The 25026-nt window shown below is 61.7% G+C and carries 27 protein-coding genes; 10 read left to right on the forward strand and 17 right to left on the reverse strand.

Annotated elements, in window-relative coordinates; translation table 11 throughout:
• Positions 1 to 21: 21 nt before the first annotated feature.
• Positions 22 to 915 carry a LysR family transcriptional regulator gene (locus AC1DX6_RS20775; RefSeq protein ID WP_477316747.1) on the forward strand — a complete coding sequence of 298 codons (894 nt, stop codon included), beginning with the start codon at positions 22 to 24 and terminating at the stop codon, positions 913 to 915.
• A 27-nt stretch (positions 916 to 942) separates the two neighbouring features.
• On the opposite strand, the gene AC1DX6_RS20780 is transcribed toward AC1DX6_RS20775, so the two are convergent.
• Entirely contained in the window at positions 943 to 1566 is a 624-nt protein-coding gene (locus AC1DX6_RS20780) for a hydrolase (protein WP_477316749.1), read from the reverse strand.
• A gap of 45 nt (positions 1567 to 1611) precedes the next feature.
• Positions 1612 to 1986, reverse strand: coding sequence for a nuclear transport factor 2 family protein (locus AC1DX6_RS20785; protein ID WP_477316751.1), 375 nt, complete (start codon positions 1984 to 1986; stop codon positions 1612 to 1614).
• A 114-nt stretch (positions 1987 to 2100) separates the two neighbouring features.
• Here AC1DX6_RS20785 and AC1DX6_RS20790 point away from each other — a divergent pair, with 114 nt between their 5' ends.
• Complete coding sequence (locus AC1DX6_RS20790) at positions 2101 to 3030, forward strand: LysR substrate-binding domain-containing protein (RefSeq protein WP_477316753.1); 930 nt, start codon at positions 2101 to 2103, stop codon at positions 3028 to 3030.
• Between the two features lie 60 nt (positions 3031 to 3090).
• Here the strand turns inward: AC1DX6_RS20790 and AC1DX6_RS20795 are convergent, their stop codons facing one another.
• The 3 genes from AC1DX6_RS20795 to AC1DX6_RS20805 all read right to left on the reverse strand — a co-directional run bounded on the left by AC1DX6_RS20795 (position 3091) and on the right by AC1DX6_RS20805 (position 4632).
• Positions 3091 to 3753 carry a DUF2270 domain-containing protein gene (locus tag AC1DX6_RS20795; RefSeq protein WP_477317146.1) on the reverse strand — a complete coding sequence of 221 codons (663 nt, stop codon included), beginning with the start codon at positions 3751 to 3753 and terminating at the stop codon, positions 3091 to 3093.
• Between the two features lie 230 nt (positions 3754 to 3983).
• Entirely contained in the window at positions 3984 to 4214 is a 231-nt protein-coding gene (locus tag AC1DX6_RS20800) for a hypothetical protein (protein ID WP_477316755.1), read from the reverse strand.
• A gap of 115 nt (positions 4215 to 4329) precedes the next feature.
• Entirely contained in the window at positions 4330 to 4632 is a 303-nt protein-coding gene (locus tag AC1DX6_RS20805; protein ID WP_477316757.1) for a hypothetical protein, read from the reverse strand.
• Positions 4633 to 4935: 303 nt separating this feature from the next.
• Here AC1DX6_RS20805 and AC1DX6_RS20810 point away from each other — a divergent pair, with 303 nt between their 5' ends.
• The 8 genes from AC1DX6_RS20810 to AC1DX6_RS20845 all read left to right on the forward strand — a co-directional run bounded on the left by AC1DX6_RS20810 (position 4936) and on the right by AC1DX6_RS20845 (position 14317).
• Positions 4936 to 6072, forward strand: a complete 1137-nt coding sequence (locus AC1DX6_RS20810) for a helix-turn-helix domain-containing protein (protein WP_477316759.1) — start codon at positions 4936 to 4938, stop codon at positions 6070 to 6072.
• A 325-nt stretch (positions 6073 to 6397) separates the two neighbouring features.
• Complete coding sequence (locus tag AC1DX6_RS20815) at positions 6398 to 8140, forward strand: putative bifunctional diguanylate cyclase/phosphodiesterase (RefSeq protein ID WP_477316761.1); 1743 nt, start codon at positions 6398 to 6400, stop codon at positions 8138 to 8140.
• Between the two features lie 278 nt (positions 8141 to 8418).
• Entirely contained in the window at positions 8419 to 8940 is a 522-nt protein-coding gene (locus tag AC1DX6_RS20820; RefSeq protein WP_477316763.1) for a ubiquinone biosynthesis methyltransferase UbiE, read from the forward strand.
• Complete coding sequence (locus tag AC1DX6_RS20825; RefSeq protein ID WP_477316765.1) at positions 8937 to 10115, forward strand: methyltransferase domain-containing protein; 1179 nt, start codon at positions 8937 to 8939, stop codon at positions 10113 to 10115. Before AC1DX6_RS20820 ends, AC1DX6_RS20825 begins: the two co-directional genes overlap by 4 nt.
• Positions 10112 to 12478 carry a SpoIIE family protein phosphatase gene (locus AC1DX6_RS20830; protein WP_477317148.1) on the forward strand — a complete coding sequence of 789 codons (2367 nt, stop codon included), beginning with the start codon at positions 10112 to 10114 and terminating at the stop codon, positions 12476 to 12478. The genes AC1DX6_RS20825 and AC1DX6_RS20830 overlap by 4 nt, the downstream gene beginning before the upstream one ends.
• Before the next feature lie 2 nt (positions 12479 to 12480).
• Positions 12481 to 13041 carry a slr1658 superfamily regulator gene (locus AC1DX6_RS20835; protein WP_477316767.1) on the forward strand — a complete coding sequence of 187 codons (561 nt, stop codon included), beginning with the start codon at positions 12481 to 12483 and terminating at the stop codon, positions 13039 to 13041.
• Between the two features lie 18 nt (positions 13042 to 13059).
• On the forward strand, positions 13060 to 13398 hold the full coding sequence (locus AC1DX6_RS20840; RefSeq protein WP_477242300.1) for a slr1659 superfamily regulator: 339 nt from the start codon (positions 13060 to 13062) through the stop codon (positions 13396 to 13398).
• 310 nt (positions 13399 to 13708) lie between these two features.
• On the forward strand, positions 13709 to 14317 hold the full coding sequence (locus tag AC1DX6_RS20845; RefSeq protein ID WP_477316769.1) for an ATP-dependent DNA ligase: 609 nt from the start codon (positions 13709 to 13711) through the stop codon (positions 14315 to 14317).
• Between the two features lie 33 nt (positions 14318 to 14350).
• Here the strand turns inward: AC1DX6_RS20845 and AC1DX6_RS20850 are convergent, their stop codons facing one another.
• The 12 genes from AC1DX6_RS20850 to AC1DX6_RS20905 form a co-directional block, all read right to left on the reverse strand.
• On the reverse strand, positions 14351 to 14773 hold the full coding sequence (locus AC1DX6_RS20850; RefSeq protein WP_477316771.1) for a hypothetical protein: 423 nt from the start codon (positions 14771 to 14773) through the stop codon (positions 14351 to 14353).
• Between the two features lie 178 nt (positions 14774 to 14951).
• Positions 14952 to 15512: a hypothetical protein gene (locus AC1DX6_RS20855; protein ID WP_477316773.1), complete on the reverse strand. Its 561-nt coding sequence runs from the start codon at positions 15510 to 15512 to the stop codon at positions 14952 to 14954.
• The gene (locus tag AC1DX6_RS20860; RefSeq protein ID WP_477316775.1) at positions 15509 to 16288 is read right to left on the reverse strand and encodes a DsbA family protein; all 780 of its coding nucleotides are present in this window, start codon (positions 16286 to 16288) and stop codon (positions 15509 to 15511) included. The genes AC1DX6_RS20855 and AC1DX6_RS20860 overlap by 4 nt, the downstream gene beginning before the upstream one ends.
• Before the next feature lie 45 nt (positions 16289 to 16333).
• A complete protein-coding gene (locus AC1DX6_RS20865) occupies positions 16334 to 16999 on the reverse strand; it encodes an SCO family protein (protein WP_477317150.1) in 666 nt (221 codons plus the stop codon).
• A 95-nt stretch (positions 17000 to 17094) separates the two neighbouring features.
• Positions 17095 to 17640 (reverse strand): TlpA disulfide reductase family protein, encoded by a 546-nt coding sequence (locus tag AC1DX6_RS20870; protein ID WP_477316777.1) that lies wholly within the window; start codon positions 17638 to 17640, stop codon positions 17095 to 17097.
• Positions 17641 to 17646: 6 nt separating this feature from the next.
• The gene (locus tag AC1DX6_RS20875) at positions 17647 to 18087 is read right to left on the reverse strand and encodes a DUF411 domain-containing protein (protein ID WP_477316779.1); all 441 of its coding nucleotides are present in this window, start codon (positions 18085 to 18087) and stop codon (positions 17647 to 17649) included.
• A 27-nt stretch (positions 18088 to 18114) separates the two neighbouring features.
• Positions 18115 to 19551, reverse strand: a complete 1437-nt coding sequence (locus tag AC1DX6_RS20880) for a multicopper oxidase family protein (protein ID WP_477316781.1) — start codon at positions 19549 to 19551, stop codon at positions 18115 to 18117.
• 149 nt (positions 19552 to 19700) lie between these two features.
• Entirely contained in the window at positions 19701 to 20144 is a 444-nt protein-coding gene (locus AC1DX6_RS20885; RefSeq protein WP_477316783.1) for a hypothetical protein, read from the reverse strand.
• Between the two features lie 60 nt (positions 20145 to 20204).
• The gene (locus AC1DX6_RS20890; RefSeq protein WP_477316785.1) at positions 20205 to 20438 is read right to left on the reverse strand and encodes a GDCCVxC domain-containing (seleno)protein; all 234 of its coding nucleotides are present in this window, start codon (positions 20436 to 20438) and stop codon (positions 20205 to 20207) included.
• A 138-nt stretch (positions 20439 to 20576) separates the two neighbouring features.
• Positions 20577 to 22799, reverse strand: a complete 2223-nt coding sequence (locus AC1DX6_RS20895) for a sensor domain-containing diguanylate cyclase (RefSeq protein ID WP_477316787.1) — start codon at positions 22797 to 22799, stop codon at positions 20577 to 20579.
• 158 nt (positions 22800 to 22957) lie between these two features.
• Entirely contained in the window at positions 22958 to 23797 is an 840-nt protein-coding gene (locus tag AC1DX6_RS20900; RefSeq protein WP_477316789.1) for an ankyrin repeat domain-containing protein, read from the reverse strand.
• The gene (locus AC1DX6_RS20905) at positions 23724 to 24926 is read right to left on the reverse strand and encodes an MFS transporter (RefSeq protein WP_477316791.1); all 1203 of its coding nucleotides are present in this window, start codon (positions 24924 to 24926) and stop codon (positions 23724 to 23726) included. Before AC1DX6_RS20905 ends, AC1DX6_RS20900 begins: the two co-directional genes overlap by 74 nt.
• Positions 24927 to 25026: the final 100 nt, after the last annotated feature.

Here is a 25026-nt window from a genome sequence, read left to right on the forward strand (position 1 = left end):
ACCTATGAGAAGGATTCATGAATGCCGCGCGAGAACGTCAACGATCTCATCGCTTTCCTGGCGGTCGCCAAGGAGCGGAGTTTCACCCGGGCGGCGGCGCAACTCGGCGTTTCGCAGTCGGCGCTCAGCCATACGGTTCGAGGGCTCGAAGAGCGGCTGGGGCTCAGGCTGTTGACCCGCACCACACGCAGCGTCTCGCCGACGGAAGCCGGCGAGCGTCTGCTGCAGACCATTGGTCCGCGCTTCGAGGAGGTCGAGACGGAGCTCGCCGCGCTGAGCGAGCTGCGCGACAAGCCCGCCGGCACGGTCCGCATCACGGCGGGCGAGCATGCGGCCGACACGGTGCTGTGGCCGGCTTTGGCGAAGGTGTTGCCGGACTATCCCGACATCAAGGTCGAGATCATCGTCGACTATGGCCTCACCGATATCGTCGCCGAGCGCTACGACGCCGGCGTTCGTCTGGGCGAGCAGGTGGCGAAGGACATGATCGCCGTGCGCATCGGGCCTGACATGCGCATGGCGGTGGTCGGCGCGCCCGCCTATTTCGCAAAACGCAAGCCGCCAAAGACGCCGCAGGACCTGACGGCGCATGATTGCATCAATCTCAGGCTGCCGACCTATGGCGGGCTCTATGCCTGGGAGTTTGACAAGAACGGCCGCGAGCTCAAGGTGCGGGTCGAAGGGCAGTTCGTGTTCAACACCTCCGCGCTCAGGCTGAATGCGGTGCTGGCCGGGTTCGGCCTGGCCTATCTGCCGGAAGACCAGGTGCTGGCGCACATTGCCGACGGCCGGCTGGTCCGTGTGCTCGCCGACTGGTGCCCGCCCTTTTCAGGCTGCCACCTCTACTACCCGAGCCGCCGGCAGCACTCGCCGGCCTTCGCCGTGCTGGTCGAGGCGCTGCGCTACCGCGGGTGAGGGGCGGGCGGGTTGCGGCTGCCTCGATCAGCCGCCGGCTTTGGCGCGAGTGGCGAGCAACTGCATTTCCCAGGCGAAGGCGACACCGCTCGCCCCGCCATGCTCGGCAAGGACGCCAGCCAGGTTTGCGGCTGTCTCCTCGCGGGCCCAGTCGCGCTGCCATTCGGCGACGACGGCGAGCCAGGTGATCGGCACCGCCCCGGCGGCGGCCATGCGGCGCACGGCCATGTCATGGGCTTCCGCCGAAACGCCACCCGAGGCGTCGGTGACGATGAACACGTCGTAGCCGTCGGCCAGCGCCTGGATCGTCGGCATAGCGAGGCAAATCTCTGTCCACAGCGCGGCCAGGACGAGTTGCTTGCGGCCAGTCCTCCTGACCGCTTCCACGACGCGCTCGTCCTGCCATGTGTTGATGAAGGTGCGGTCGATCGGCTTCTGCTCTGGAAATACGTCCTGCAGCCCCTTGATGATGTAGCCGCCGCGCTCCTCGATCACGGTGGTCAGGATCGTCGGCACATTGAAGACCTTGGCCGTCTTGGCAAGGCCGACGACGTTGTTGACGATCATCGTCGGCTCATGGCTGTTCAGGTTGGTGAACTGGTAGGGCTGATGGTCGATCAGCACGAGGATGCTGTCTTCGGGGCGCAGCAAGGCGACCGGTCTTGGGCATGGGAACTCCTTCAGGAAATGGACGCCTCAGGCGCCAGGGGGATCGATAAGGACATACAGGGAGCGGATAAGGCCGCCCCTGAAGTGGGCGACATCGGTGCCGGTCACGGCCACCGGACCAGTCGCCGGCCCGGACTGCCAGCGCAGCCGCCCGATATCGTGGTGGCCGACGGCAGGGCCAGTCGCCGTGAAGACGAAGCCTGGCGGCAGGCTCGCCAGCAGCGCATCCACCGCCTGGTTGATGGCGGCATGGCCGGTGGCCACGGCATGCGGTTCATACAGCACGGCGTCGTCGGCGTAGATTTCCGCGATGGCATTGATGCGGCGGGAGGCGTCGCGCTCGCTGAACACGCGGGCGAGGTTCGCCTGCATGACGCCGTCATAGTCCATGGACTGGTTCACAGGGTGACATCCCGGTTGCGGTTCATTGCTCGCCCTGGATATGGCCCGCTTATTGCTTGGGTATTAGTGAGGAATGGCTTGAATTATTTACAAGCATTGCTTTAAAATTGGATCATGGAGACGCTCGCCAACCTTGAGTCCTTCGTTCGCAGCGCCAGGACTGGCAGCTTTTCGGTGGCGGCCCGCGCGCTGGCGTTGACGCCGGCCGCCGTCAGCCGCAACGTCGCCACGCTGGAGCGCAACCTTGGCGCCCGGCTGTTTCACCGCAGCACCCGCAAGCTGACGCTGACCGAGGCCGGCGAGCTGTTTCTCCAGCAGATCGGCAACAATCTGGAAGGGCTTCAGGATGCGATCGCCGCAATGGCGACGGACAAGGGCGGCCCGGCCGGCGTGCTCAAGGTCAGCATGAGCCTGACCCTCGGCCTGAACTACATCCTGCCGCTGCTGCCGGAGTTTCTCGGGCGCTATCCGCGCATACGGCCAGATTGGCAGTTCGACAATCGGCAGGTCGACCTGATCGCCGAGGGGCTGGACGCGGCGATCGGCGGCGGCTTCGAACTGGCGCCCGGCGTGATAGCGCGCGACCTTGCGCCCCTGCACATCATCGCGGTCGCATCGCCGGACTATATGAAGGGGCGCATTTCGCCGGTCGATCCGGCGGGTCTTTCCGAATTTGACGGCATCGTGCTGCGCTCTTCGCGAACCGGCCGCCTCCGGCACCGCGTCATGCGAGATGCCGCCGGCAGGGAGCTTCCAGCCGCATTGAACGAAACGATTATCGTCAACGATCCCGTGGCAATGTCCCAGGCAGCCTTGCTCAATCTCGGCGTGGCGCTGATCGTCATGCCGGAAGCGCTGCCCTACCTGGAGAGCAAGGCGCTCGTGCGCCTGGTCCCAAACTGGTATGCCGACCTCGGTTCGATCTCGCTCTACTACAGCACCCGCACGCTGCTGCCCGCCAAGACGCGCGTGTTTGTCGATTTCGTCCTGGAAGCCTTTCAACGGAACCATTTCGCCGCTCGGTTCGCGGCAAGCCTTGGTTAGAAACGCGTCGTAACCTGTTGATCGCAAACGGTCGCGGCAGAGGCGGGAGGGCGAGGCATCTCAAACATGCACCGTGCCATGCGAAAGCTCGCCTTCCTCGCTGCTGACAAGGACGGCCGCGGCGAGCATGCTGGCATAAGCCAATCCCACGATGCACGCGACAACAATGCCGGGCACAGGGCCGAGCGATGCCACCCGCATCGCGTCGAGGAACGAGGCGCCGAAGCCGATCGGCGATCCGTCGCGTTGCAGGCTGGGCGTCGTGATCTTCAGCACCCAGGCCAGCATTAGGATCGTGTACATGAAGATGTAGTTGCGGCGCAGCCGCCGCACCAACGCCGCGCGCTGCGAGATCAGGAAACGTGGCGAGCGTAAGCCTTCGCCGACAATGGCCAGCCAGTTGGAGGCGTAGTCCGGCTGCGGCGAGAAGATCTGCGCGAAATAATAGCGCTCGAACTGGCGCACCCGGGCACGGTAAACGTCGAAGAAGCGGTAGCGCCGCGCCTCGATCCACAACAGCAGCGTGATGAGCAGCATGGCGAACAGCAGCACGCCGTGATGGGCGCTGGGCGTCGACAGCGACACCGACAGCATGGCGGCAACCACGGTGATCGCCCAATTGCTGGTCCGGTCCAGCCTGTCGCGCCAGCCGGCCATGCGGGCGATTTCGGCGCGATGGAAATGCGACATCGTCGTCGCCAGTTCCGATGACGTTAGCTTCATCGCGAACACATCCGACGCCCGCGGCGCTGCTGCCGCTTCGGCCGGCTTCACGGTCTGGACCTGGGACATTCCCCGCCACGCGCCTCCCTAACGCTATGGCCGGCCGAAACAAGCCGGCCTTCACCCCGATGGACACAACGCGCGATCGGCCGAAACGTTCCAGCCTCTTTCCTTGGAGGGGTTTATGCGCTCAGCCAGACCCGCCGGCCTGCGCGATCGAATGCGGTGCGCTAATGCCCGCCTCCCGCGACCTGTTGCCGACGAGACCTGACCGCGTCCAGCAGTTCGCGCTCGCTGGTGTGAGCATTTCGAAAAATGGCCACAACCATCACCGCCAGAATTTCGGTGTCCGGGTCCAAAGGGTTGAGATGTTCATCCGCGCAGACCTGATCGAACACGCGTTCGCAAATGGCCAGATCGTGGGGGCTGAGGCAGGTGCGATTGAAGTGCCCACGTGGCATTTGTGCGAACCTTTCAGGGCCCGCTGCCCGTGCTTTGCGGCGGGCTTTTACCGACGAGCCGCTGACGCGATAGAATGCTCCAGCGATATATCGTCGACAGTGTATTGCGGTGAGCTTACTCGCTTCCTGACGATTGAACGGTCAGCAATCCCAAAATTTCCGCGCACTCGCGAGCTTTATACTGCCCAATTGTCATCAACTGGTAGTAATCCTGCCGCTTGTTTTCCGGGATATGAAAGCCGCGCCTGAAATCGGCCGCCTCCTTCGGGGTTCGGGTGCAGCCGATTTTACTGGCGGTGACTTTCAAACTTGCCAGTGAGCACCCGATCTTGGCTGCAATATCCTTCAACGGTTCGTTGTTAACATATCCGTCAAGAATTATTTTGCGACGAGCTTCACTGTTGAGCTTTGCGTTCATCTCTAGGGTCTCCCCAACTACGCTTCCACAATGCTTGATTCTATATGCACCGGGCTGAAGAGTGTCGTTAGCGTCGCATCCAGAAACTTATCTCGGAATGCATTTCTTGCTGCAACTCCGCGTGATCGCCGGCTCTGTCGACTCGAGTTCTGCTGCAGTCGGCAGGGTTGCCGCTGTGGTTATCGAACGGTTTGATCCGGCTGGTCTGTCGATATCGACCTTAAAGTCTTGCCAGATGCCCGAGATACACCACATGATTGAGAGGGGCATGGGGCATACCCGAATCGGATATGGCACCACGCGATGAAAAAGCCAGACGAGGCACCTGCGAAGCAGCCGCCGGAGCGTGATCGACGTCGTTGGCCGCGCGAAGCTCAACCTCACAACGAGTCAGCTTCGTCACTCGCGCCGGCGCTCAAGCCTTTGTCCTTTTCAACGCTCGAACTGGCACCAGAGGATCAATTCGCCGCCTGGCAAGCGCATATGGCTCCGCTTGTCGAGGTCAAGTTGCCGGATGACAAATCGCCGGACGGTGGCTTTCCCGCCGACCACACGGCCTGGAACCTCGGTGGCATGCTGGTCGTTCAGCAGCGCGCAGCGGCACACAGTTACATGCGCTCTGCTGCAAAACTCCGGTCCAGTTCGATCGATCACTGGTGCATCGTCTTGCCCCATACTGGCCGGTCATGGACGGAGGTCGATCGCCGCGTTGCAGAAAGCCAGCCGGGCAAATTGGAGATCAGATCGCTCGGCTACCCGTTTCGCGGGAGGGCAACGGACTCTGAAAGTCTCCTTCTCTATATGCCGCGTGATTTGTTTGCCGATGCGGCGGCAACCCTCGACGCGAAGAACAATTCAATCCTGTCCGGCAACTTTGCCAACCTCCTGGTCGGCTACATCAACAGTATCGAGGCAGGACTGCGCAGCCTCACGGCTGACGATCTTCCTCGCATCGTACACGCAACGCGCAGCATGATCATCGCCTGCCTCGGGCCCGCGGCGGAACATGCTGCCGCTGCCGAGCAACTGGCCAATGTCGCGCTCATGGAGCGGGCGCGTCGATACGTCCACCACAATCTGGATACGGCTCATCTGACACCGGATTCAATGTGCCGGGCGCTCGGCGTATCGCGCTCTCGTCTCTATCAGTTGTTCGAACCAAGTGGCGGCGTTCTCCACTACATACAGAGTCGCCGTCTTCTGGCAGCCCATGTTGCGCTGAGCGACCCGGCGGACAGCCGGCGCATTGTTGAAATTGCCGAAGCCTTCGGGTTCAGTTCAGCGGCTAATTTCAGCCGGGCATTCAGCAAGGAATTCGGTTACAGCCCCCGCGAAGGCCGCAGCACGGTGGTGTTGCCGCGGCCCGCCAACTCTGTTTCGCATGCTGGACACGAGAAGGCCTCTTCCTTTGAAGATTGGCTCAAAGCGCTCGGAAGTTGAGTACGGGATCGGCGATCTTTCGACGGAAGCGGGCTCAAAAAAGGTTTACCGGGGCGGGGGGCACGCTGCCTCATCGACCACAATATTTCGGGTCGCGTCTACGCGTCATCAATCATATGGCTAATTCCCACCAATTGCCGATTTATTAACGAACTGTGACTGTTCATCATTATCGACAATTTGCCGCCAATCACGGCGGAGCATACATTGCAACTACGCAGCATGCGGAACTTGTTAAGAAGCAAGTTGAAAGTTTGCCAAGCTTGGCAGTTATGCTATTTCTGGACTGGGGGACGCGAATTTTCACCGCCTATGGAGGTGGCTCTTGCACCCAGAGGCATCAGGCGTCGGCACGGAGAGTGAGGGGCCTTCCTCAAGCGATGTTCCACGTGCCGGCGAAGCGCTTCTCGCTGACCTTTTGGCGAACACGACCGAACTTCTGTCGTTCTATGACCGCGACTTCTGTCTGACGCACTACGCAACCAAGCTCAAAGGCGTGTACGGAGGCGCGGTAGCGCCGGGTGCCGCCGTTTGGGAGATCTACCCGAGCTTCCTCGATGCGCGGTATCGCGACGAATTTCTTCGTGTGTTCCACGGCGGCACTCCGGCAAGCATCGACTTGCCGCGATCATCGGGCGAAGCGCCCCGTTCCGTTTTCGTCTTCGCTACTGCGAATGGTGTGGGAATCATCGAGCAAAGGGGGCACGGCGAGCGGAGCGCGGCGGAGGAGCAGGACCATGTAGTTCTGCTCCATCAGGCGACGCACGACGTGCTGACCGGACTGCAGAATCGGCGGCGATTCGGCGAGCGGCTACAGCAGGCGCTGGCGGCCGTCGGCGGAGCAAAGCCGAAAGCCGCCCTGCTGCAAATCGACCTCGACGATTTCAAAGCGGTCAACGACACGCTCGGTCATGGAGCAGGCGACACGCTTCTTCAGCTCGCAGCGGGTCGAATCCGCGACGCGCTACAGGACGGCGAATCCGCATACCGGTATGCCGGCGATGAGTTCGCCGTCATCCAATTGGGAAAGGATCAGCCTGCGGAAGCCGAGCGCCTCGCGGGATCGCTGGTCGACGCGTTCAAGGAGCCGTTCGTCATCAACGGCATTCCCGTCTTCGTCGGCTCGAGTATCGGAATTGCTTTCGGGCCGGAGCACGGGACCGATGGCGAGCAGTTGATGAAAGCCGCGGACATTGCTCTTTACGCAGCCAAGACGGATGGACGCGGTTGCGCTCGAACGTTCAACCGTTCGATGCTGCTCTTGCTCGAGCAACGCGAGAATCTGAGGCGCAACCTTCGAACCGCGCTGGAGCGGGGCGAGCTTTATCTGGAGTATCAGCCCCTCATTCGGTCTCCCGCGTCGGTGATCGGTTTCGAAGCGCTACTGCGGTGGCGGCACCCCGAGATCGGAATCATTCCACCCGGCGTGTTCATACCGATCGCCGAGGCGGACGGTCTGATGGACGAGATTGGACGATGGGTGCTCGAGGAAGCCTGTCGCCAGGCATTGACGTGGCCCTCCTCGCTGACGGTCGCAGTGAACCTGTCGCCGGCTCAGTTCCTTAGCGGTTTGCTGACGGATACCATCGCTCAGGTCATCGATACAGTTGGAATCCGTGCCGACCGACTTGAACTCGAGATCACCGAGACAGTTCTTCTCGAGAAGACGATCGACAATATCGACACATTAAACACTCTGAACGTCTTGGGAATACGCATATCGCTCGACGATTTTGGAACATACTACTCATCGTTGAGCTACCTTAAGAACTTTCCCTTCGATACGTTGAAGATAGATCAGTACTTCATTGCGGACCTGGAGACCGACCTCAAAAGCCAGACCATCGTGCGATCGATCATAAATCTGGCCCACGGCCTGGGAATAAGCGTCACCGCCGAGGGGGTCGAGACGTCGGCACAGGCGCGGTGGCTGATCAAGGAGAATTGTGATTGCCTGCAAGGCAATTTCCTGGGACGTCCGCTCGGAGCCGAGGCAACCAGAAATTTCATCACACGGTCCCCGCTGAGGGTGGTGCGAGCGATGGAGGAATCAAATCGGGCGGTTTAGAGCGGTTCAGCTTTTGATAGTGCCGCCGACCGGCTCTAAGTATTTGTTTTTACGCAATTCCGGACGGAAAACCGCTGCGCATGTTTCCTGGAATTGCTTTGCACCTTGCACCCTTTGTTAACGGTGAAGTGGAGATTTGTAGAAACGATCGAGGCAGATACCGCGCAATTCTTCGAGTCGGTGCAAGAGTGACTCATCACGGCGCGCGGTGAAATTTTTCGTCGCGGAGACCATCGCCCTACCAGGGCTCAATGCTGATGGAACAAGGGAGGATGCCTATGGGACCTGTTCATCATGAGCTGGCTGGCGAGCCGACTTTTGCGCCCATGATCCAGATCGACATGGAAATCAAAGCTTTCGTCTCCGCCTGGAGACACTGCGATTATGTCTCGTCATACATGGCCCGGATGATCAGTCAAAACAGATCAGACTCGGTCCGGCATTCAAATCTCTTTTCCTCTGCCCTCAATGAATTGCTGGAAGTCGCCTTTCGTACGCGCCATGCCGGTGGTGAACTGGCATGCAGGGTGTCCCGCCACGGCGCGACGGACAGGATCGAGCTGACGTTCCCATGCGTGCCAGAGGAGCGCGAATTCTATGAAGAAGCCGTGTCACGCGTCGCAGGAACAGAGGCCAGGGAGCGATACCTCAGTTCGGTGTCTGGGGATCTCGCGCCCAGCCGGGAGGTCGTGCTCCTGGAACTGGCTGTCGACTACAACGCGACACTCAGGGTCGAGGAAGCCGAAGGCGATGCAATCAAGCTTGTCGTGGATCTTCCGCTTGAGGGCCTGCAACATTGAGCCCTTACGACCTCCTCCCGCGCTTCAAGGCGCAATATGACGCCAACAACCAGGAGTTTTCCATATCCGGGGTGGTCCGGCCTCAGGCGATCGACGAGCTTGGGCCCAGCATAGCATTGCTCCGCGATGCGATCGGCCGTGTGCGCGGCGTTCTCTACGTCAATGTCAGACGGCTGACGCAGATGAACAACGCCGCGTTTCACGCCTTTTCGAGGATCATCATCGACGCCTGCCGCGCCCGGCCCGATCTCAAATTCGTCGTCATCACGTCAAGCGTCGTGGGATGGACCTCGCGAAAATTCGGTCGCTTGAGCGGAATCGAGCCGAACATCACGGTCGAGGAGTATGACAGTGAATTCTATCCGGGGCAGGGCTTCCTCGAGGAGGGCGGGTTCGTTCCGATCCTGCGCTCACAGACGAAGATGACCTGGCGCCACGAGCGCGCAATCTTGCCGCGACACGGCATGAGGCCCGGGGTCGTCATGGCCGACATCTGTTGCGGGATCGGCGATTTCGCCGTGCTCGTGCAGAAGGAGTTCCAGCCATCGCGGATCGTCGCCCTCGACCACTCCATGTCGAGCCTGAACTATGCTCGACAGGTGATGCGGGAGTTCGATATCCGGGGCATTGAATATACCTATGGCGATGCGTCGGAGATGCTGCTCGACGAAGCGCAGTTCGACCTGGTGACCTGCCGGCATTCCCTTCAGATATTCAATCGGCCTGAACTCATCCTCAAGGAGCTCTACCGCATATGCAAGCCGAGCGGGCGGGTCTACATCACCAACGAGAAGAATTCGCATTGCCTCGGCGAGCCGCGCGCCGAAAGCATCCGTTGGACCTACAACGAGGTGGCGAAGCTGTTCGGGCATTTCGAGATGGACGTCGAGCTTGGGCCTAAGAGCCGGCGATATCTGATGGAAGCAGGATTCGAAGACATCCGTGTGGAGACCTTCATGGTCACCAACCTGGACGGCGATCCGCAGGATTTCGCTGATGTCATTGCGGCATGGGCGGATGTCTATGCGGGCGAGATGGCGACCAGGCGCGGCGATGGACCGGAGTTCGTCGCACGGTTCCGGCAGGGCTTCGAGGACCACATTTTCGCTGCGCTCCACCCCAAGGGTTATGCGGGTTGGCCGATCTGGGTCGCATCGGGGCGACGGCCGCAATGAAAGCCGACAATGAGCCTACGCCGCGCTTCGGCCTGCGCTCCTTTCGAGCGAAATTCGTGTTGGTCGTTGGCGGCGCCGTCCTGTTCGACCTCCTGCTGAGCGGTGGCCTGGCGCTTTGGAACGTTCAGAAGCTGTCGCGCGACGCAACATCGGAAGTCGGTGAGGGCCTGACGACCGCAAACCAGGAATACATTCGTTCCTATGCCGAATCGACGGCGTTGAGCGTCGATCTGCTGCTCGATCGGGTTCACGGCGACGTCAAGGCGCTGGCTGGCGTACTGCAGGCCCAGATCAACGAACCGACGAGGCAGCAAGAGGTCGGAGTGACGCTTTCGCATGAAGCGCCCGGCTCCGTGAAGGTCGTCTACGACGCGCAGGGCGATTGGGCGCAGAACCTGCCGGGCGCGCCTTCCGTGGTCAGTGTCTGGGGCTACCTGCTGGGCGCCGACCACACTCCGCTGCCGGGCGTTCAGAAGGAAATAGAAGACAGTACCGTGATAGATCTCGTCGCGCCAACTCTTATGGCCAGTGGATCGTCAAAACTGCAAATGTACTATATTGGCCCAAAAGAACGGCCGATCTTCAGGACGGTGCCGTATACGAACCAGGCGCAGACCTTCGACAAGCTCTATCCGGGCCACAACAAGGCGGAGTTCTGGGAGTTCTTCTTTCCGGGTATCTATGGTTCATGGCAGCAATGGGCTGGGGATCCAGCTTCGCGTCCGGTCCCTGACGATATCACCCAGACAGCGCCTTACACCGATGCGATCACGGGAAAGCTGATCGTCAGCTTTTTCCACCCGCTGTGGACGCGCGATCGCACCGGTATTGCCGGTACGGCCGGGGCAGACATCACTCTCGATCAACTCGCGGAAGTCGTCGAAAGGGTGAAGATCGCTGAAACCGGGTTCGGCTTCCTCACCATGTCGACTGGCAATGTAGTGGCGATCAATCCGTCGGGCCAGGCGATCATCGGCCTGACGTCATCAAGCGACGCGGGCACGCAGGGCGTCACCGGCCTGGAGCGGTCCCTGCGGGGAAGTACGCAGCCGGCTATCGCGTCGCTGCCTCTCGGCCAGAACAATGACGGTGTCATTCAGCATATCATGCTCAACGACAAGGGCGAACGCGTACCCTACATTGTTGTCCTCAAGCGACTGAAGCCGACCAATCTGTGGAGTTCGGGACCGATCAAGTCCGAAACGATGTCGGTCGGGATTGTCGTTCCCGAACGGGAGATCTATGCGTCCCTGTTTGCCGCGCAGCAGAGTATTTCGCGCGCAACCAATCGTATCCTGCTCTTTCAGATCGGTGCGATCATCGTTTCGCTTCTGATTGTTTTCGCGGCCGTGCTCGGAATTTCGAAGCGGATCACCGCGGGCCTCAGGGCGCTTGCCAGTGCCGCCCAGCGGCTCCAGACCAAGGATTATTCAGTCCGCGTCAGCATTCCGACGCGCGACGAGGTCGGAGCCGCTGGAATCGCTTTCAACCGCATGGCCGAGGAGATCAGCTTTCACACGGAAAACCTCGAGCAACTCGTCGACGAACGAACCAGGGAGCTCGGCGACGCCAATCAGGAGATTTCCGCTCTCAACGAAAAGCTGCAGGACGAGAACGTCCGCCTCGGCGCCGAGCTCGCGGTTGCCAGGCAGATCCAGTTGATGGTCCTGCCGAAACCATTCGAACTCGAAGCGATTCCAGGGCTGGAGATCGCAGCCTACATGCGGCCTGCCGACGAGGTCGGCGGTGACTATTACGACGTCCTGCAGAACGGATCACGGATCAAGATCGGTATCGGCGACGTGACCGGTCATGGTCTCGAGAGCGGCGTGCTGATGCTGATGGTCCAATCCGTTGCACGGGCGCTGCAGGAAACCGACGAAGCGGATCCGCACCAGTTTCTGGACCGGCTGAACAGGGCGATCTACAAGAACATCGAGCGGACGAACACCGGCAAGCATCTCTCGCTGGCCTTTCTTGACTTCGAGGATGAGCGGGTAACGCTATCCGGCCAGCATGAGGATGTTCTCGTCGTGCGTGCGGACGGAGAGGTCGAACGCATCGATACGCTTGATCTGGGTATGCCGGTTGGTCTCGAGAATGACATCTCGAAGTTCATCGACACGCGTGACATCCTGTTCGAGAGTGGCGACGTGATCGTGCTGCACACCGACGGTGTGACCGAGGCGGAGGATCAGGACAAAAGGCTATTCGGGTTCGAGCGCCTCTGCCAGAGCGCAAAAAAACGTTACGGCGGGAGCGCCGAGGACATCAAGACCGGGATCATCGAGGATCTGATGGCCCATATCGGAGTCCAGAAGATCCATGACGACATCACCCTCGTGATCATAAGGCACACATAGCAATGACAACGCTGTTCGGAACCCCTGACATTGCAATCGGGATGAAGGAGAGCGTCAGTCGCGTGCGGCTGTTCGACGGACCTCTCGACTTGAGTTGGCGTCATTGTGCCACGACCTCGGACTTCATCGCCGATCTTTTCGCGTTGCGCTTCCGGTCGTCCCGCAATGACTACATCGAAGTGCGGCACAGCATCGGATATCTGGTCAACGAGCTTATCGAGAACGCCGTCAAGTTTCGCGCACCGGGTGAGATCGTGATCGAGGCGTCGATGGATTCGGAGTGCTTCAAGCTCAAGGTGTCGAACGACGTCGATGGTGAAAACGCCTCCGAGTTCAAAAACCTCCTGGCGGACATCACGGTTGGCGACCCCAGAGACCTGCTGATACAGCGAATTGAAGCGAATGCCGCGAGCCCCGACGTGTCACGCTCCGGGCTCGGATTGCTGACGTTGATGAGCGACTATGGCGCACGCCTAGCCTGGATATTCAGCCCCGCCGACGAAAGCGATCGGATTTGCCTGGAAACCTATGCCTCCATTCCGATCTCGCAAACGCACAACTAGAAGAAACGAAGCCAGGCCATGGAAATCAAGACAGACGACTACCGCGTGTGGAACGAAGGAAGCGATATTTTCTTCGACGGCGCAATGCGGCTTGCCAGTTCCGAGGCCGGTGCGCCCGTCACGGCTTTGGCGACCAGTGTTCTTGCCTCAAATCCCGCTTCCATTACGCTCAATTTAAAGGACCTTCACTTTCTCAACTCTTCCGGCATCAACCTGCTGGCGAAATTCACCATCGAGGTGCGCAAGCATCCCGATGTTCGACTCGTCGTGCGTGGAACGCCCGACATACCCTGGCAATCGAAATCACTGCCGAACCTGAAGAAGCTGCATCCCGCCCTGGTGCTTTTGATGGACTAAGGTCCGTTGGTCTTCAGGCCTGAAGACCCAACAGACCTTAACCGTGTCGCCCGAAATTGGCCAAGGGACTGCGTGAGCCAGCGGCAATCCTGGGCAGCATCGGCCAGTCGGTGCAAGAGCGCCGCACCGAGAGCGAGATATGTACGCCAGGACAAGTATCTGGATGCGAAGCTAACGACATTCCGGCGTCGTTCGTAGATGTTCGCTATGGGTCTGGCGGGGGCTCGGCACAGGCGGCAGGCGTCCAGATAGCTGGGGTGTCGCTGCCTGTGCCGGCAAACGCCTCCCGCTACGCGTTCAAAGGTGTCCATTGAGTAAGCGTAGCAAGGTCAGGGGCGGCCGGCTGGAGTTCATTCCGCCGCAGATCCCGACTCTGGTCGAGCAACCGCCCGAAGATGAGGGATGGGTTCACGAGGTCAAGTTCGACGGCTACCGGACGCAGCTCATCATCGATCAAGGCGGCGTGCGTCTTTTCAGCAAGAACGGCCATGACTGGACGACAAAATACTGGCCCATCGCGCTGGCAGTCGAGCTGCCATGCAGGGCTGCCATTCTCGACGGCGAGGTCATTGTAGCCGGTGAGCAGGGCGCTCCCGATTGCCCTGCGCTGGAAGCCGCGATCTGGAATGAGCCGAGCCGGCTGGTGTTCGTGGCGTTCGACATCCTCCATCTCGATGGTCGCAATGTTGCCCCCTTGCCCCTGCTGCAGCGCAAGCAAGCGCTGTGGCAACTGGTTAAGCCTGGCGCCGGCAAGATCCGGTACAGCGAGCATTTCGATGGCGATGCGCTGGCGATCCTCCGCGCCATCGACAAGATGGGGCTTGAGGGCATCATCTCGAAGCGCGCCGACAGCCGCTACCGGAGCGGACCGTCGACCACATGGCTGAAGGCCAAATATTCCGCGCCCGTCTCGGCGTAGCCGTTCCGGACGAGGCCTGTGCCAATCAGTTTCCTAGGCAGGTACCAGGACGGCGATGCGATGCACACCGACCTCCTTGCTGGTGTTCGTCGCCTCGTCTGTCTTGCCCTTAGAGCAGGTGTACACGTCACCCACCTTGAGCTTGAATTCCTTGTCCGCTTTCTTGATGGTGAATGCGCCGGACGTAATCGTGCATACCATGTCGTTGTCCATCATGGTCTGAGGCGCGTGTGCTCCAGGCTGAAAGACCACGTCGACAATCGAAATGCTCTTGTAGGCGGGAATGTCGGAGTTGCCGGTGCCGACCTCAACCACTCTGACGCCGGGCGCAATCTCCTTGCCTTCCTTCGGACCGTACTTCTTGGTCTTTGCGGAAGCCGCCAGGGTGAACAAAGGCGATACCGCGGCGGCCGTCACACCGAGAGCAATTGCAGACCTGCGATTCATGGTTTTCATCGCATCCTCCCAATATTTTGGCCACGCACAAACGTGCGTGGCTGGCATATATTAGCACAACCGCAAATAGGCTGCAGAGGATTCCGGAAGCGCAAGCCGGCGCCGCGACAACGGTCTGCTTCGGTCTTCAGAGCGCGGCCCTTCAATTCCGTATGCTTGGGTTGGTCGGCTTCGGCAGTTACATGCCTCCACCGCAGCCGTCAGAAAGGTCCCACACATCGACGATCTGCTTGCCGGTGAAACCGTGTTCGTGGATCAGGTATTTCGCCAGGCCGCCATACACCCTCCACCGCCAGCAAGGGCAGCAGCAAGGGCCTTTCTCTTCGGAATTGGCCATCGCGTAGTCATAGGCAATTTGCTCGTCGCTGGTGAGCTTCGTGTCGTAGTAGGGGATCATCTTCTGCGCGATGCCTGCCGGAATGTCGTACGGATCGCTCGGGATCATCTGGATGGCGCGATACTTGGTCAGGCCATTCACCTGCTCGCCATAGCGCTTCGTTTCCATCGGGCTGCAGCATGAGCCTGTGATCCGCGACATCGCTGGCATGGTTGCGATGGACTCCGTGAACTTGGCCGAGCAGGTGCTGTTGCCGTTCTGGCTGAGATCCTTGAAACGCTTGGCCAATTCCGCGTCGTCGGCGGCGATTGCGAAATCCGGATGGTTGAAAAGGCCGGTCAGCGTGGCAGCGCCGAAAACACCACCAAGAACGACCGTCCGCCGGTTTGGGGTGCGGGTCATTTGTCGATCCTCGCTTGCTCGATGAGTTTCTTCAGCGTCGCCAGGTCGGTCGCGCCGGGATAGATCTGGGCGCCGGCGACGAAGCCCGGCGTTCCCGTGATCCCTAGCGCCTGCGCCAGCTCCATGTTGCGCGCTATCGCCGCCTGGATTTCGGGCAGCTGCATGTCAACCTTCATGCGCTCCACGTCGAGCCCGGTCTCGGCTGCGATCTTGAGAACGACCGCCTCGGTCACTCTGGTCCTCGCCCCGTACAGCGCCTTGTGGAATGCCGGGTATTTGCGCTGTCGGTCGGCCGCGAGTGCCGCCTTGGCCGCGAACACCGAATCCGGGCCGAGTATGGGGAATTCCTTGTAGACGATCCTGAGCTCAGGATCGTCGGCCACCGCCTGCTCCATGACCGGCGCCATCTGCCGACAATAGGGGCAATTATAGTCGAAGAATTCAACAAGCGTGACATTGCCCTCGGCATTGCCGCCCACCGGGCTTTGCCCGTCGCGGAAGAGGTCGTCCGCCCGTGCCTTCAGCGCTGCTTTGGCTTGCGCTGCCTCCGCCTCGCGCTGCCGCTGTTCCAGCCTTTGCAGCGCCTCCATGAGCACCTCGGGATGCGCCAGTATGTAGTCGTGTATTCGCTGGTCGAGCTGGTCCTGGGACATCTCGCCGGCTGCGAGCGCCGGTCCCCTGGTGTGCGGATTGAGCAGGAACCATGCCGCCAGCGCGAGGGTGAGGAGCAGTCGGAGGAAGCCGTGACGGCCAGCCTGTCTGGTGTTGGTGAACATGTGCTTTCCTCTCCTTGTTGCGTGAGTCATGCCGCAGGTCCCGCCTCACAGCAGGTTCCACAATCTGGCCAGCCAGCCATCGCCCTGTTCCCGCCCATGGTGCGGGCGCTCGACATTGTTGGTGAGCGCGTTGACGAAGGTGACGAGGTTGATGGGCTCGAATTTCATGCCGTGGAAATTCGCCCGCCAGCGGCCCTCCTTGTCGATCACATGCGTGACGATGCCGTGCATCTGATAGCCGTCATCGGTGAGGGTGAACTTGTGGCCGAAGGCTTCCGCCAGCTTGCGGGTCGTATCTTCCGGCTGGTCGGGAGTCGTGGTCAGGAACAGCCAGTTGACCGGATCGAGCCCGTGCGCCGACCCGTATCCTTCGAGGACGTCGACCGCGTCCTTCTTCGGGTCGGTGGTGACGCTGACGAAGGTGACCTGGTCCTTCATCGGCGTGCCGTTCACCATCTTCTGGATCTCGGCGATCTTCTCGGCATGCAGTGGGCACACGTCCGGGCACGACGTGTAAATGAAGTGGAGGACGACAACCTTGCCGATAAGATCGGCAGGCCGCACGACGCGCCCGTCGGCGGCGCGCAGCGTGAAGTCTGGCGTCGGCTTGTCGATCTGCTGGAAGTATTTCTCGTCGTCCTGCAGCATGGCGTCGACTTCGTCGAGCGAATGGGCCCGCGCGCCATGGGCGAAGCCGACGGCCAATACCATTACTGCGACGAAGCTTTGCAGCAGACGCGCCCAATGGCTCCTGTTCGACGGAAGGTAACGAGCCGCAGGCTCGCCCACAGTTCGGACAAGCATGATCATTTTCCTTCCCGGGTTGCGACGATGCGGCCGCGAATGAAGGCGACCATGTCGGGCGCATCCCATTCGGCGGGGCCGATCAGCCGGCCGATTTCCTTGCCGTCGCGGTCGATCAGCAACGTCATCGGAAGGCCGACGGCCCCGAGCGCGAACATGGCCTTGGCGGAGCTGTCGATGTTGAGGGCAAGGTGCGTGACGCCGATCTCGGCGTAGAAATTCTTCACGATGTCCGGACCCTTCCGGTCCATGGACAGCGCGACGACCTCGAAGTCCGGCCCGCCGAGCTTTTCCTGCAGCCTGTCGAGCGTCGGCATCTCCTTGCGGCAGGGTGCGCACCATGTCGCCCAGATGTTGAGCAGCACCACCTTGCCGGAATAATCGGCGAGCGTTTTCGGCTGACCGGCGGCGTCCGCAAAGCTGACCTCCGGCACGGCGGCGGGCGTGTCGAGAACGGCGAAGTTCTCCGGTGCCTCCGCTGCCACGGAGGGCAGCGGAAACGTCAGCAGCAAGCCGGCCATGACGATGGCCCATTTGCACTTGATCACAGTGCCTCACTCCGTCGCATAGACGGTCGGCGCCTTGCCGTCCTTGGTGAAGGCGTAGATTGTCCAGGTTCCGTCTTTCTCGCCGCCCATGCCGGGCGCTCCCGTGGGCATGCCGGCCAGGGTGATGCCGGTAATGGCGGGGCGCTCGGTCAACAGCTTCTTGACGATGTCGACCGGCACCAGGCCGTCGACGACATAGCCGTCCACCATCAGCGTGTGGCAGCCTTCGAGGTCCGCTGGCACGCCGGCGTCGCTGCTGATCTGCGAGAGGTTGTTGACCGGCTTGATCTCGACCTTGAAGCCGTTGTGCTCCAGATAGTTGGCATAGGATTCACAGCAGCTGCATTGCGGGTTTTTGTACATCACCGCATTGATGGTCGCGGCAAACGCAGGCAGCGGCGTCGCGATCAGCAGCGAAAGGGCGGCGAAGCGGTAGGTCAGTTTCATTGCATTTCTCCTTGGTTGAATGAAGGTTCAGGTCACTCGGAACACGGTCATCAAGCCGGCCATCTGGTGGTCGGCGACATGGCAGTGCAGCATCCAGTTGCCGGGATTGTCGGCGACGAAGGCGCATTCGATCACATCCTTGGGGGCCATCAGCACCGTGTCCTGCCACTGCCGGTGCGGCACCGGCGCGCCGTTGCGCGACAGCACCAGCATGCTGAAGCCGTGGACATGCATTGGGTGCCACCAAGCTGTTTCATTGCGAATGGTGAGGTGGCAAGAGGCGCCCCGTTCGAGCGTGAACTGCGGCACCATGCCGGCACGGCCGTCGCCTGTCATCGACATGCCGTTGATCGCCCAGGCAGCACCGCCGTTCATGCCGGGCATCCCCATGCCTATCATGCCGCCGACGCCGGCGAGCTTGCCGCCGCCCATCATGCCGCCTTGCAACACGATCTCCTGGCGCACGGCGTTCGCCAGGTCGGGTTCGGGCAGCGGATTGCGCGGCAAAGCCAGCGGCGCGTCGAGCGGATGCGCCCTGAGCGGCGGCGCCTTGTCATAGGCAAGAGTGGTCAGCGTATAGGCAAGGCCCTCATAGAAGTCATCGATCACGGCATGCCGGCTGCCCGGATCGCCCTGCATATCGAGCTCGATGTCGATGCGCATAGCCGGCGCCAGCACGAGACGGCCGTCCTCCGGCTCGTGCGGATCGCAAGGCTGGCCGTCGATGGCGACGATGACCGGACGGTGGCCTTCGAAGCGCAGCGCCATCATGCGGGCAAGCGCGGCATTGGCGAGCCGTAGCCTGACGCGCTCGCCAGCCCTGACGCCGAGGTCGGCCGGCGCCGCGCCATTGATGGTGACGACGTTGCCGACGCGGCCGGACATTGACGCATCCATCGTGCCGCCGAAACCGCCGGCGATCTGGCCATCGCTGGCGAGTCGCCAGTCCTGCAACAGCCACAGAAGGTCGCGGTCGACGGCGATAGGCTCCGCCTCCTCGACAATGAGCGGTCCAGCTAGCCCGCGGCCGAGCTGCACCAGGCTGTCAGTGTGGGGGTGATACCAGAAGGTCCCGGCATCAGGCGGTGTGAATTCGTAGACGAAGGTCTCGCGCGGCTTGATGGGTGGCTGGGTCAGGCCTGGTACGCCGTCCATAGCGTTCGGCAGGCGGATGCCATGCCAGTGGACGGTCGTGTCTTCCGACAGTCCGTTCTGGACGGTAATGCGGACTGGCTGACCCTGTCGTAGTCGCAGCGTCGGGCCGGGAATGGTACCGTCATAGGCCCAGATAGCGGTAGACGGTCCGTTCGCGCCTCTGAATCGCGCTTGATCCGGTGCGACCTTGATCTGGCGTTCGTCGACGGCGGACGCGCGTGCGGGACGCGGCGAAGCGGACACGGCAGCACCCGCCGCCGCGACGAGAAATCCGCGGCGCGAGAGAGCAAAACTGAAATCGGTGTTCACTTTGAACCTTTTGGACCCGCGAGACCGATGGAGCAGAGCTGCATCGGTTCTCGTCATTGAGATCTGCGAATTGGTCGTGGCACGCTGAACGCGTGCAAAGACGATCGGACGCGAAAGTCCCTGCCTCGGGCAGGGACTTGGGCGTCAGCTCAGGCGCTGGGTCTGGGAGGGTAAGGGTCGGGCAGGGAACTTCGCCCGCGCAGGAACGGGGCGGCCAGGGCCGATGGCTGCTGCACTGGCGAAACCGCCGTCATCACGACAGCTTGCGGCAGCACAGCGAGCACTGGCGCGATGCAGGTCGGCGAACAGTGCATCGGATTGTCGCTGCCGCCAGCATCCTTGAGGCATGCCTTGCAATCGCCGGTCATGGTGGCATCGGCTGCCATCTTGTTCATGCCGGTATCGGAAGGCATGGCCATGCCGTCATCGGCGGCTATCGCCATCTTTGCCGTCATCACGCTGGCCTGAGCGGCGGACAGGCTGAACCCGGCGGTCAGGAAGGCCGCGAGCAGCATGACGAAGAGATGTTTTGGCGAAAGCCCGGCCATGATGCCCTTAGGCTGGCCGCAAAGTGCTTCTTTTGCAAGTCCCAAGCCCGTGATCGCCCAACACTGCGACATCAGGCCCGCTCGGCACGCCATGGCGCGATCTCGTCAACGATGACAATCCCCATTACCGCAGGACGCCAGCCGTCCACGCGCCTCCTGGACCGGCGGACACGGCACATCGCCGTAGGAGCAGAAGACGCAGCAGTCCCCCGCCTTCGGCCGAAGCAACGTGCCGCAGCCCTTGCAGTCATAGAAGAACTGGCAGGCATCGGTAGGCATCGTTTCGGCAGCCCGATGTCCGCAATGGGGACAGGTAAGGGTGCTTGTGAGTTGCGTCATGCGTATTTCACCAGTTCACCCAATCAGCCGGGCGTCATTCGCGAGCCTGGCACGGCTCCAATGGCCCTGATGGCCACGCGTGACGGCGAGAGACAGTATATCAGCGCTGATTGCAGTTCGGACAGCGAGGGCAGCAAGTTAGCCCTTGCTGTCCACAGTCGCTTTCGCGGCGGCAGATACCAGCTGGATCGAGGGCCGCTCGCTGGGCGCACCGCTTTTGGCGACGACGACGCGGTCGCGTCCTTCGCCCTTGGCTTCGTAGAGCGCATGATCGGCGGCATTGGTGATTTCAGCCCAGCCCGCGCCATGTTCGGGGTAGGCGGCAACCCCGAACGAGACCGTCACGGTGCCCAGCGTGCGGCCGCGATGCGTCAGGTGAAGCTGCCTGATCGCCTGGCGCAGCGCTTCGGCCCGCTCCGCACCCTCTTCGAGCGAACATCCCGGCATGACGATGGCGAATTCCTCGCCGCCGTAGCGCGACACGACATCGCTGTCGCGCGCGTGTTCGATCAATGCAGCGGCGACCTGCTTCAAGACGAGGTCGCCGGCTTCGTGGCCGAACGTGTCGTTGAACTGCTTGAAATGATCGACGTCGAGCATGATGATCGTCAGCGGTTGGGCCGAACGCTCCATCCGGCGCAGTTCGCGGCTGCTCGTCTCCTCGAGATAGCGCCGATTGAACAGGCCGGTGTTGGGGTCGCGGATCGATTGCTGCCGCAACGTCTCGCGCAGGCGCAGATTGGCCAGCGCCAATGCCAGCGTGTCGACGACGCCGCGCAGGATCTGCTGCCTTTCAGCCAGCCATTGCGGTCTCTCCGCTGCATTCGGCTCGCACAGATGCAGGATACCCAGCGTCTCGCCTTGCGCCGCCAGCGGCATGCAGACATAGCCCTTCTTGCCGTTCTCGGTGATATGGGCGCAGCGCGGCGTCAGCATGCCCGGGCCGGCAACATGCTCCTGGCCGCGTCTCAAGGCCCAGCAGTCTTCCGGGGCAAATTGCCCGACGCTCGAGCGAATATCGCCCCAATGCGCCATTTCCTCGACCAGATTGCGCGAGGCGCTGGTCAAGTGGACGGTTCCGCTCAAGCCACCAAGGAACTCGGCCATGGCGGTACCGACCACTGAAAACGCTTCGGGGAAAGTCACGCAGGCCTGCAGCAGCTCGCCAAGCTTCACCAGGCGGGTCGTGGTCTCCGACTTCTCGTGCAGCTCACGGTTGAGCACGGCCAGCTGGTCGGCACGCTCGTTGACCACCCCTTCGGCGCGGCGCAGCTCGCTGATGTCGCTCAGCGTCAGCACGAGACCGCCGTCGGAGCGGCTGAGCGGACTGCAGCTCGCGATCACCGGCACATGCGAGCCATCCGACTTGGCCAGGCGCACTTCGCTCTGGTGCTGGCGGCCGGTGGTCAAGGCCTGCTCGACAGGCGACGCTCCGCTGGCGAACTCACCGCCTCTCGGATCGCGCATTGTCATCACCGACGCCCAGTCCTGCCCGACGATCTTGTCGGCGCGCCGTCCGATCATCGCCGCCGCCGCCGGATTGACGCTGGCGATGCGGTCGTCGGCGTCCAGCACGGCAATGCCTTCGGCCGCCGTCTCGACGATATCCTCGATGTGAGCCTTTGCGGAGGCAAGCTGGTCGGCCATCGTGTTGAAGCCAAGCGCCAACTGTCCGAACTCATCCTTGCGGGTGTGATCTATGCGCGTCATGGCATCGCCCTTTGCCAGCGATTGCATGCCGCGCATCATGTCTGAAAGGCCGGCGCCGAAACGGCTGAGCAGCAGCCATGCGAACGCCGCAGCAACCAGCATTGCGGCCGCCGCGCTGAGGCCAACCAGCCAGAGCATGTCGTTGGTGCGCCGTTCGGCGGCGCGCAGCAGGGGATCGTATTCCAGCAGCACGGCGCCGGCGATCGTACCCTCGGCAGGCTGTATCGGGACGGCCAGTATGTCGTTTTCCTCATGGGGATCGGAAAACTTGCGCGCCACACCGTCCGCCAGGGTTTGGCCGACTTCGTTGTTGGGATCATGATCGAACCGGGAGCCGATACGATGGTCTTCGTCGGCGGCATGGGCGACAACGGTCTTGTTGCGGTCGACGACGACGAAATCCCGCAGCGAGCGATGGTGCTGCAACTCCAGGAATTCGCGCAGCGCGTCAGGCCGCTCGAACAGTGAAGGTGAGCCGTCGGATGATTTGAAGATGATGGTGTCGGCCAGTTCCCGCGCGACGTTGGTCGCTTCGGTCAAACCCAGCGAGTTGGTCGCAGCCTTCTGCGTAACAATGGCGACGCCGCCAACCAGCCCGATGAGGGCCGCGGCGCTCATCATGCTGAGAATGATCTGGCTTCTAATGCGCATGTCACCGACTCGTTGAGAACGACGGCATCATACACGCCGGATCGAGCCTGCTGTTCATTCCCGGCTTTTATTACCAAATGCTTATCAACGTGCTAACGGCGATCCGGCCCGAAGCCTGCCCCGTTACGGGTGTCATATGCGGAGCCGCTCCGCTTCGGTCACTTGCCGTCGAAGAAATTGCTGATGGCGGCTTCCAGCTTTTCGATGAATCGAGGGTTGTGGCAGCTTCCCGCCCAGATCATGGCGTTCAGTCGCATATCCCGGTTGAGGAAGTTCACCTTCCGGGTCTCCAGCAGGTATTCCGCGATTGCGAAATGCCGTCCCTTGATGGCCTCGATCAGCGCATTGTTGCGCCCCGTCTTGTCCATGAGGTTGACATCGGCGCCATGCTCCACGAGCAGCTTCACGACGTCCAGATGCCCGTTCTTTGCGGCTTCGATCAGCGCGGTGCGGCCGTAATAGTCGGCGCGTGCGTTGATGTCGATTGCGCGGTGTCTGACGAGAGCCGAGATGGGGGCAAAATGGCCCTTGGCCGCGGCAAGGCTCAACGGTGTGCTCTTCCATTTGTTTCTGGAATTCACGTCGATTTCCGGGTGCTCTATCAACGCTTCGACCGTCGCCGTGTGGGCATTGAGAGCCGCAAGATGCAGCGCCGACCAGCCGCCTTCATCCGCCTGGTTGATATCGGCGCCGGCCGCCAGTTCCGACTGCACGGCTTCCGCATCGCCTCTCTCGGCGGCGACCAGCAGGCTCGACCAGCCTCTGTCGTCTTCGGCTTCCACGCTTTTGGTCAATGCGCTGGCTCCCGGATTGTGCCCGGCCAGAATACCACAGATCGCGCCGTTTCGATGGCGCTCGGCAACGGGAGCGGCCACAAATCTTGGAACAATGGCCGCTCCCGGAGCGGCCATTGTCTTGCACGGCCTATGCCGGCTGCAACTGCCGGCTTGGCAGCGGTGGGAAGGCGATGGCGATTGCCACTGCGCCCAGCCCGACAATGGCCGAGCCGATGAACAGCCAGGAATAGTTGGCGTAGGCGTCGAACACCATGCCGCCGGCCAGCGGCCCGAAGGCCATGCCGAGGCTGGACAACATGCCCGCCGCGCCGAACACCGTGCCGATGATGCGCGGCCCGAAATACTCGCGCGCCAGCACCGCATAGAGCGGCATCACGCCTCCATAGGTGGCGCCGAAGATGACGGCCAGCATGTAGAATTGACTAAGCTGGCTGACGGCCAGATAGGCGGCAATCACGACCGCCTGGATCACCAGCCCGGTGATCAGCACAGGCTTGACGCCGAGCCTGTCGCCAAGCACGCCGAACAATATCCTGCCGCCGAGGCCGGCCAGGCCCTCAACGCTGTAGATCGTGACCGCCGCCATCGGTGCGACGCCGCACAGCATGGCGTAGCTCACCATGTGGAAGATCGGGCCGGAATGCGCCGCACAGCAGGCGAAGAAGGTGAGGCCGAGCACGATGAATTGCTGCGAGCGCAACGCCTGACCGACCGACATGCTGTGTCCGTCGGCGACAGGGCCTGAGGCAGCATCATTGGCGACAAGCTTGGGCGGCTGCCGCACCAGAAGCACCGCCGGCAAAAGCAGAACCCAGGCCATGATGCCGATGTCGAACATGGCAGTGCGCCAGTCATAAGCCGTGATCAGCCAGCGCGCGAAGGGCGAGATGGTCATAGGCGCCACACCCATGCCGGCCGAAACCAGCGACACCGCCAGGCTGCGGTTGGTGTCGAACCAGGCGGTGGTCAGCGCGATCATCGGTGCGAAGAAGGCGCTGGCTGCGAGACCGACGAGCACGCCATAGGTGAGCTGGAAGCTCAGCAGCGAGCCGGCCTGGCTGGCAAGCACCAGTGCCAGCCCGAGGAGTGCTGCACCCACCAGCACGACCGGGCGGGCGCCGAGGCGGTCGTAGATGGCGCCCCAGGCGAAGCCGCCGACGCCCATGACCAGGAAATTCAGCGTCATCGCGCTCGATATGCCGGCGCGCGACCAGTTGGTGTCGAGCGACATCGGCTCGAGAAAGATCGCCAGCGAAAACATCGCCCCGATGGCGACACAGCTCATCAGGGCGCCGGCCGCCACGATGACCCAACGATAGGAAAGGTTCATGCTTTTCTCCCAACATCATGTCCACACGGCGCGACTTTTTCGAGCTCCGTCGCGCCGCTTGCGTCCGAAGGACGTTGGCGAGAAACCAAATCCGACAATC

Source organism: Mesorhizobium sp. P2_C4, assembly GCF_056404575.1.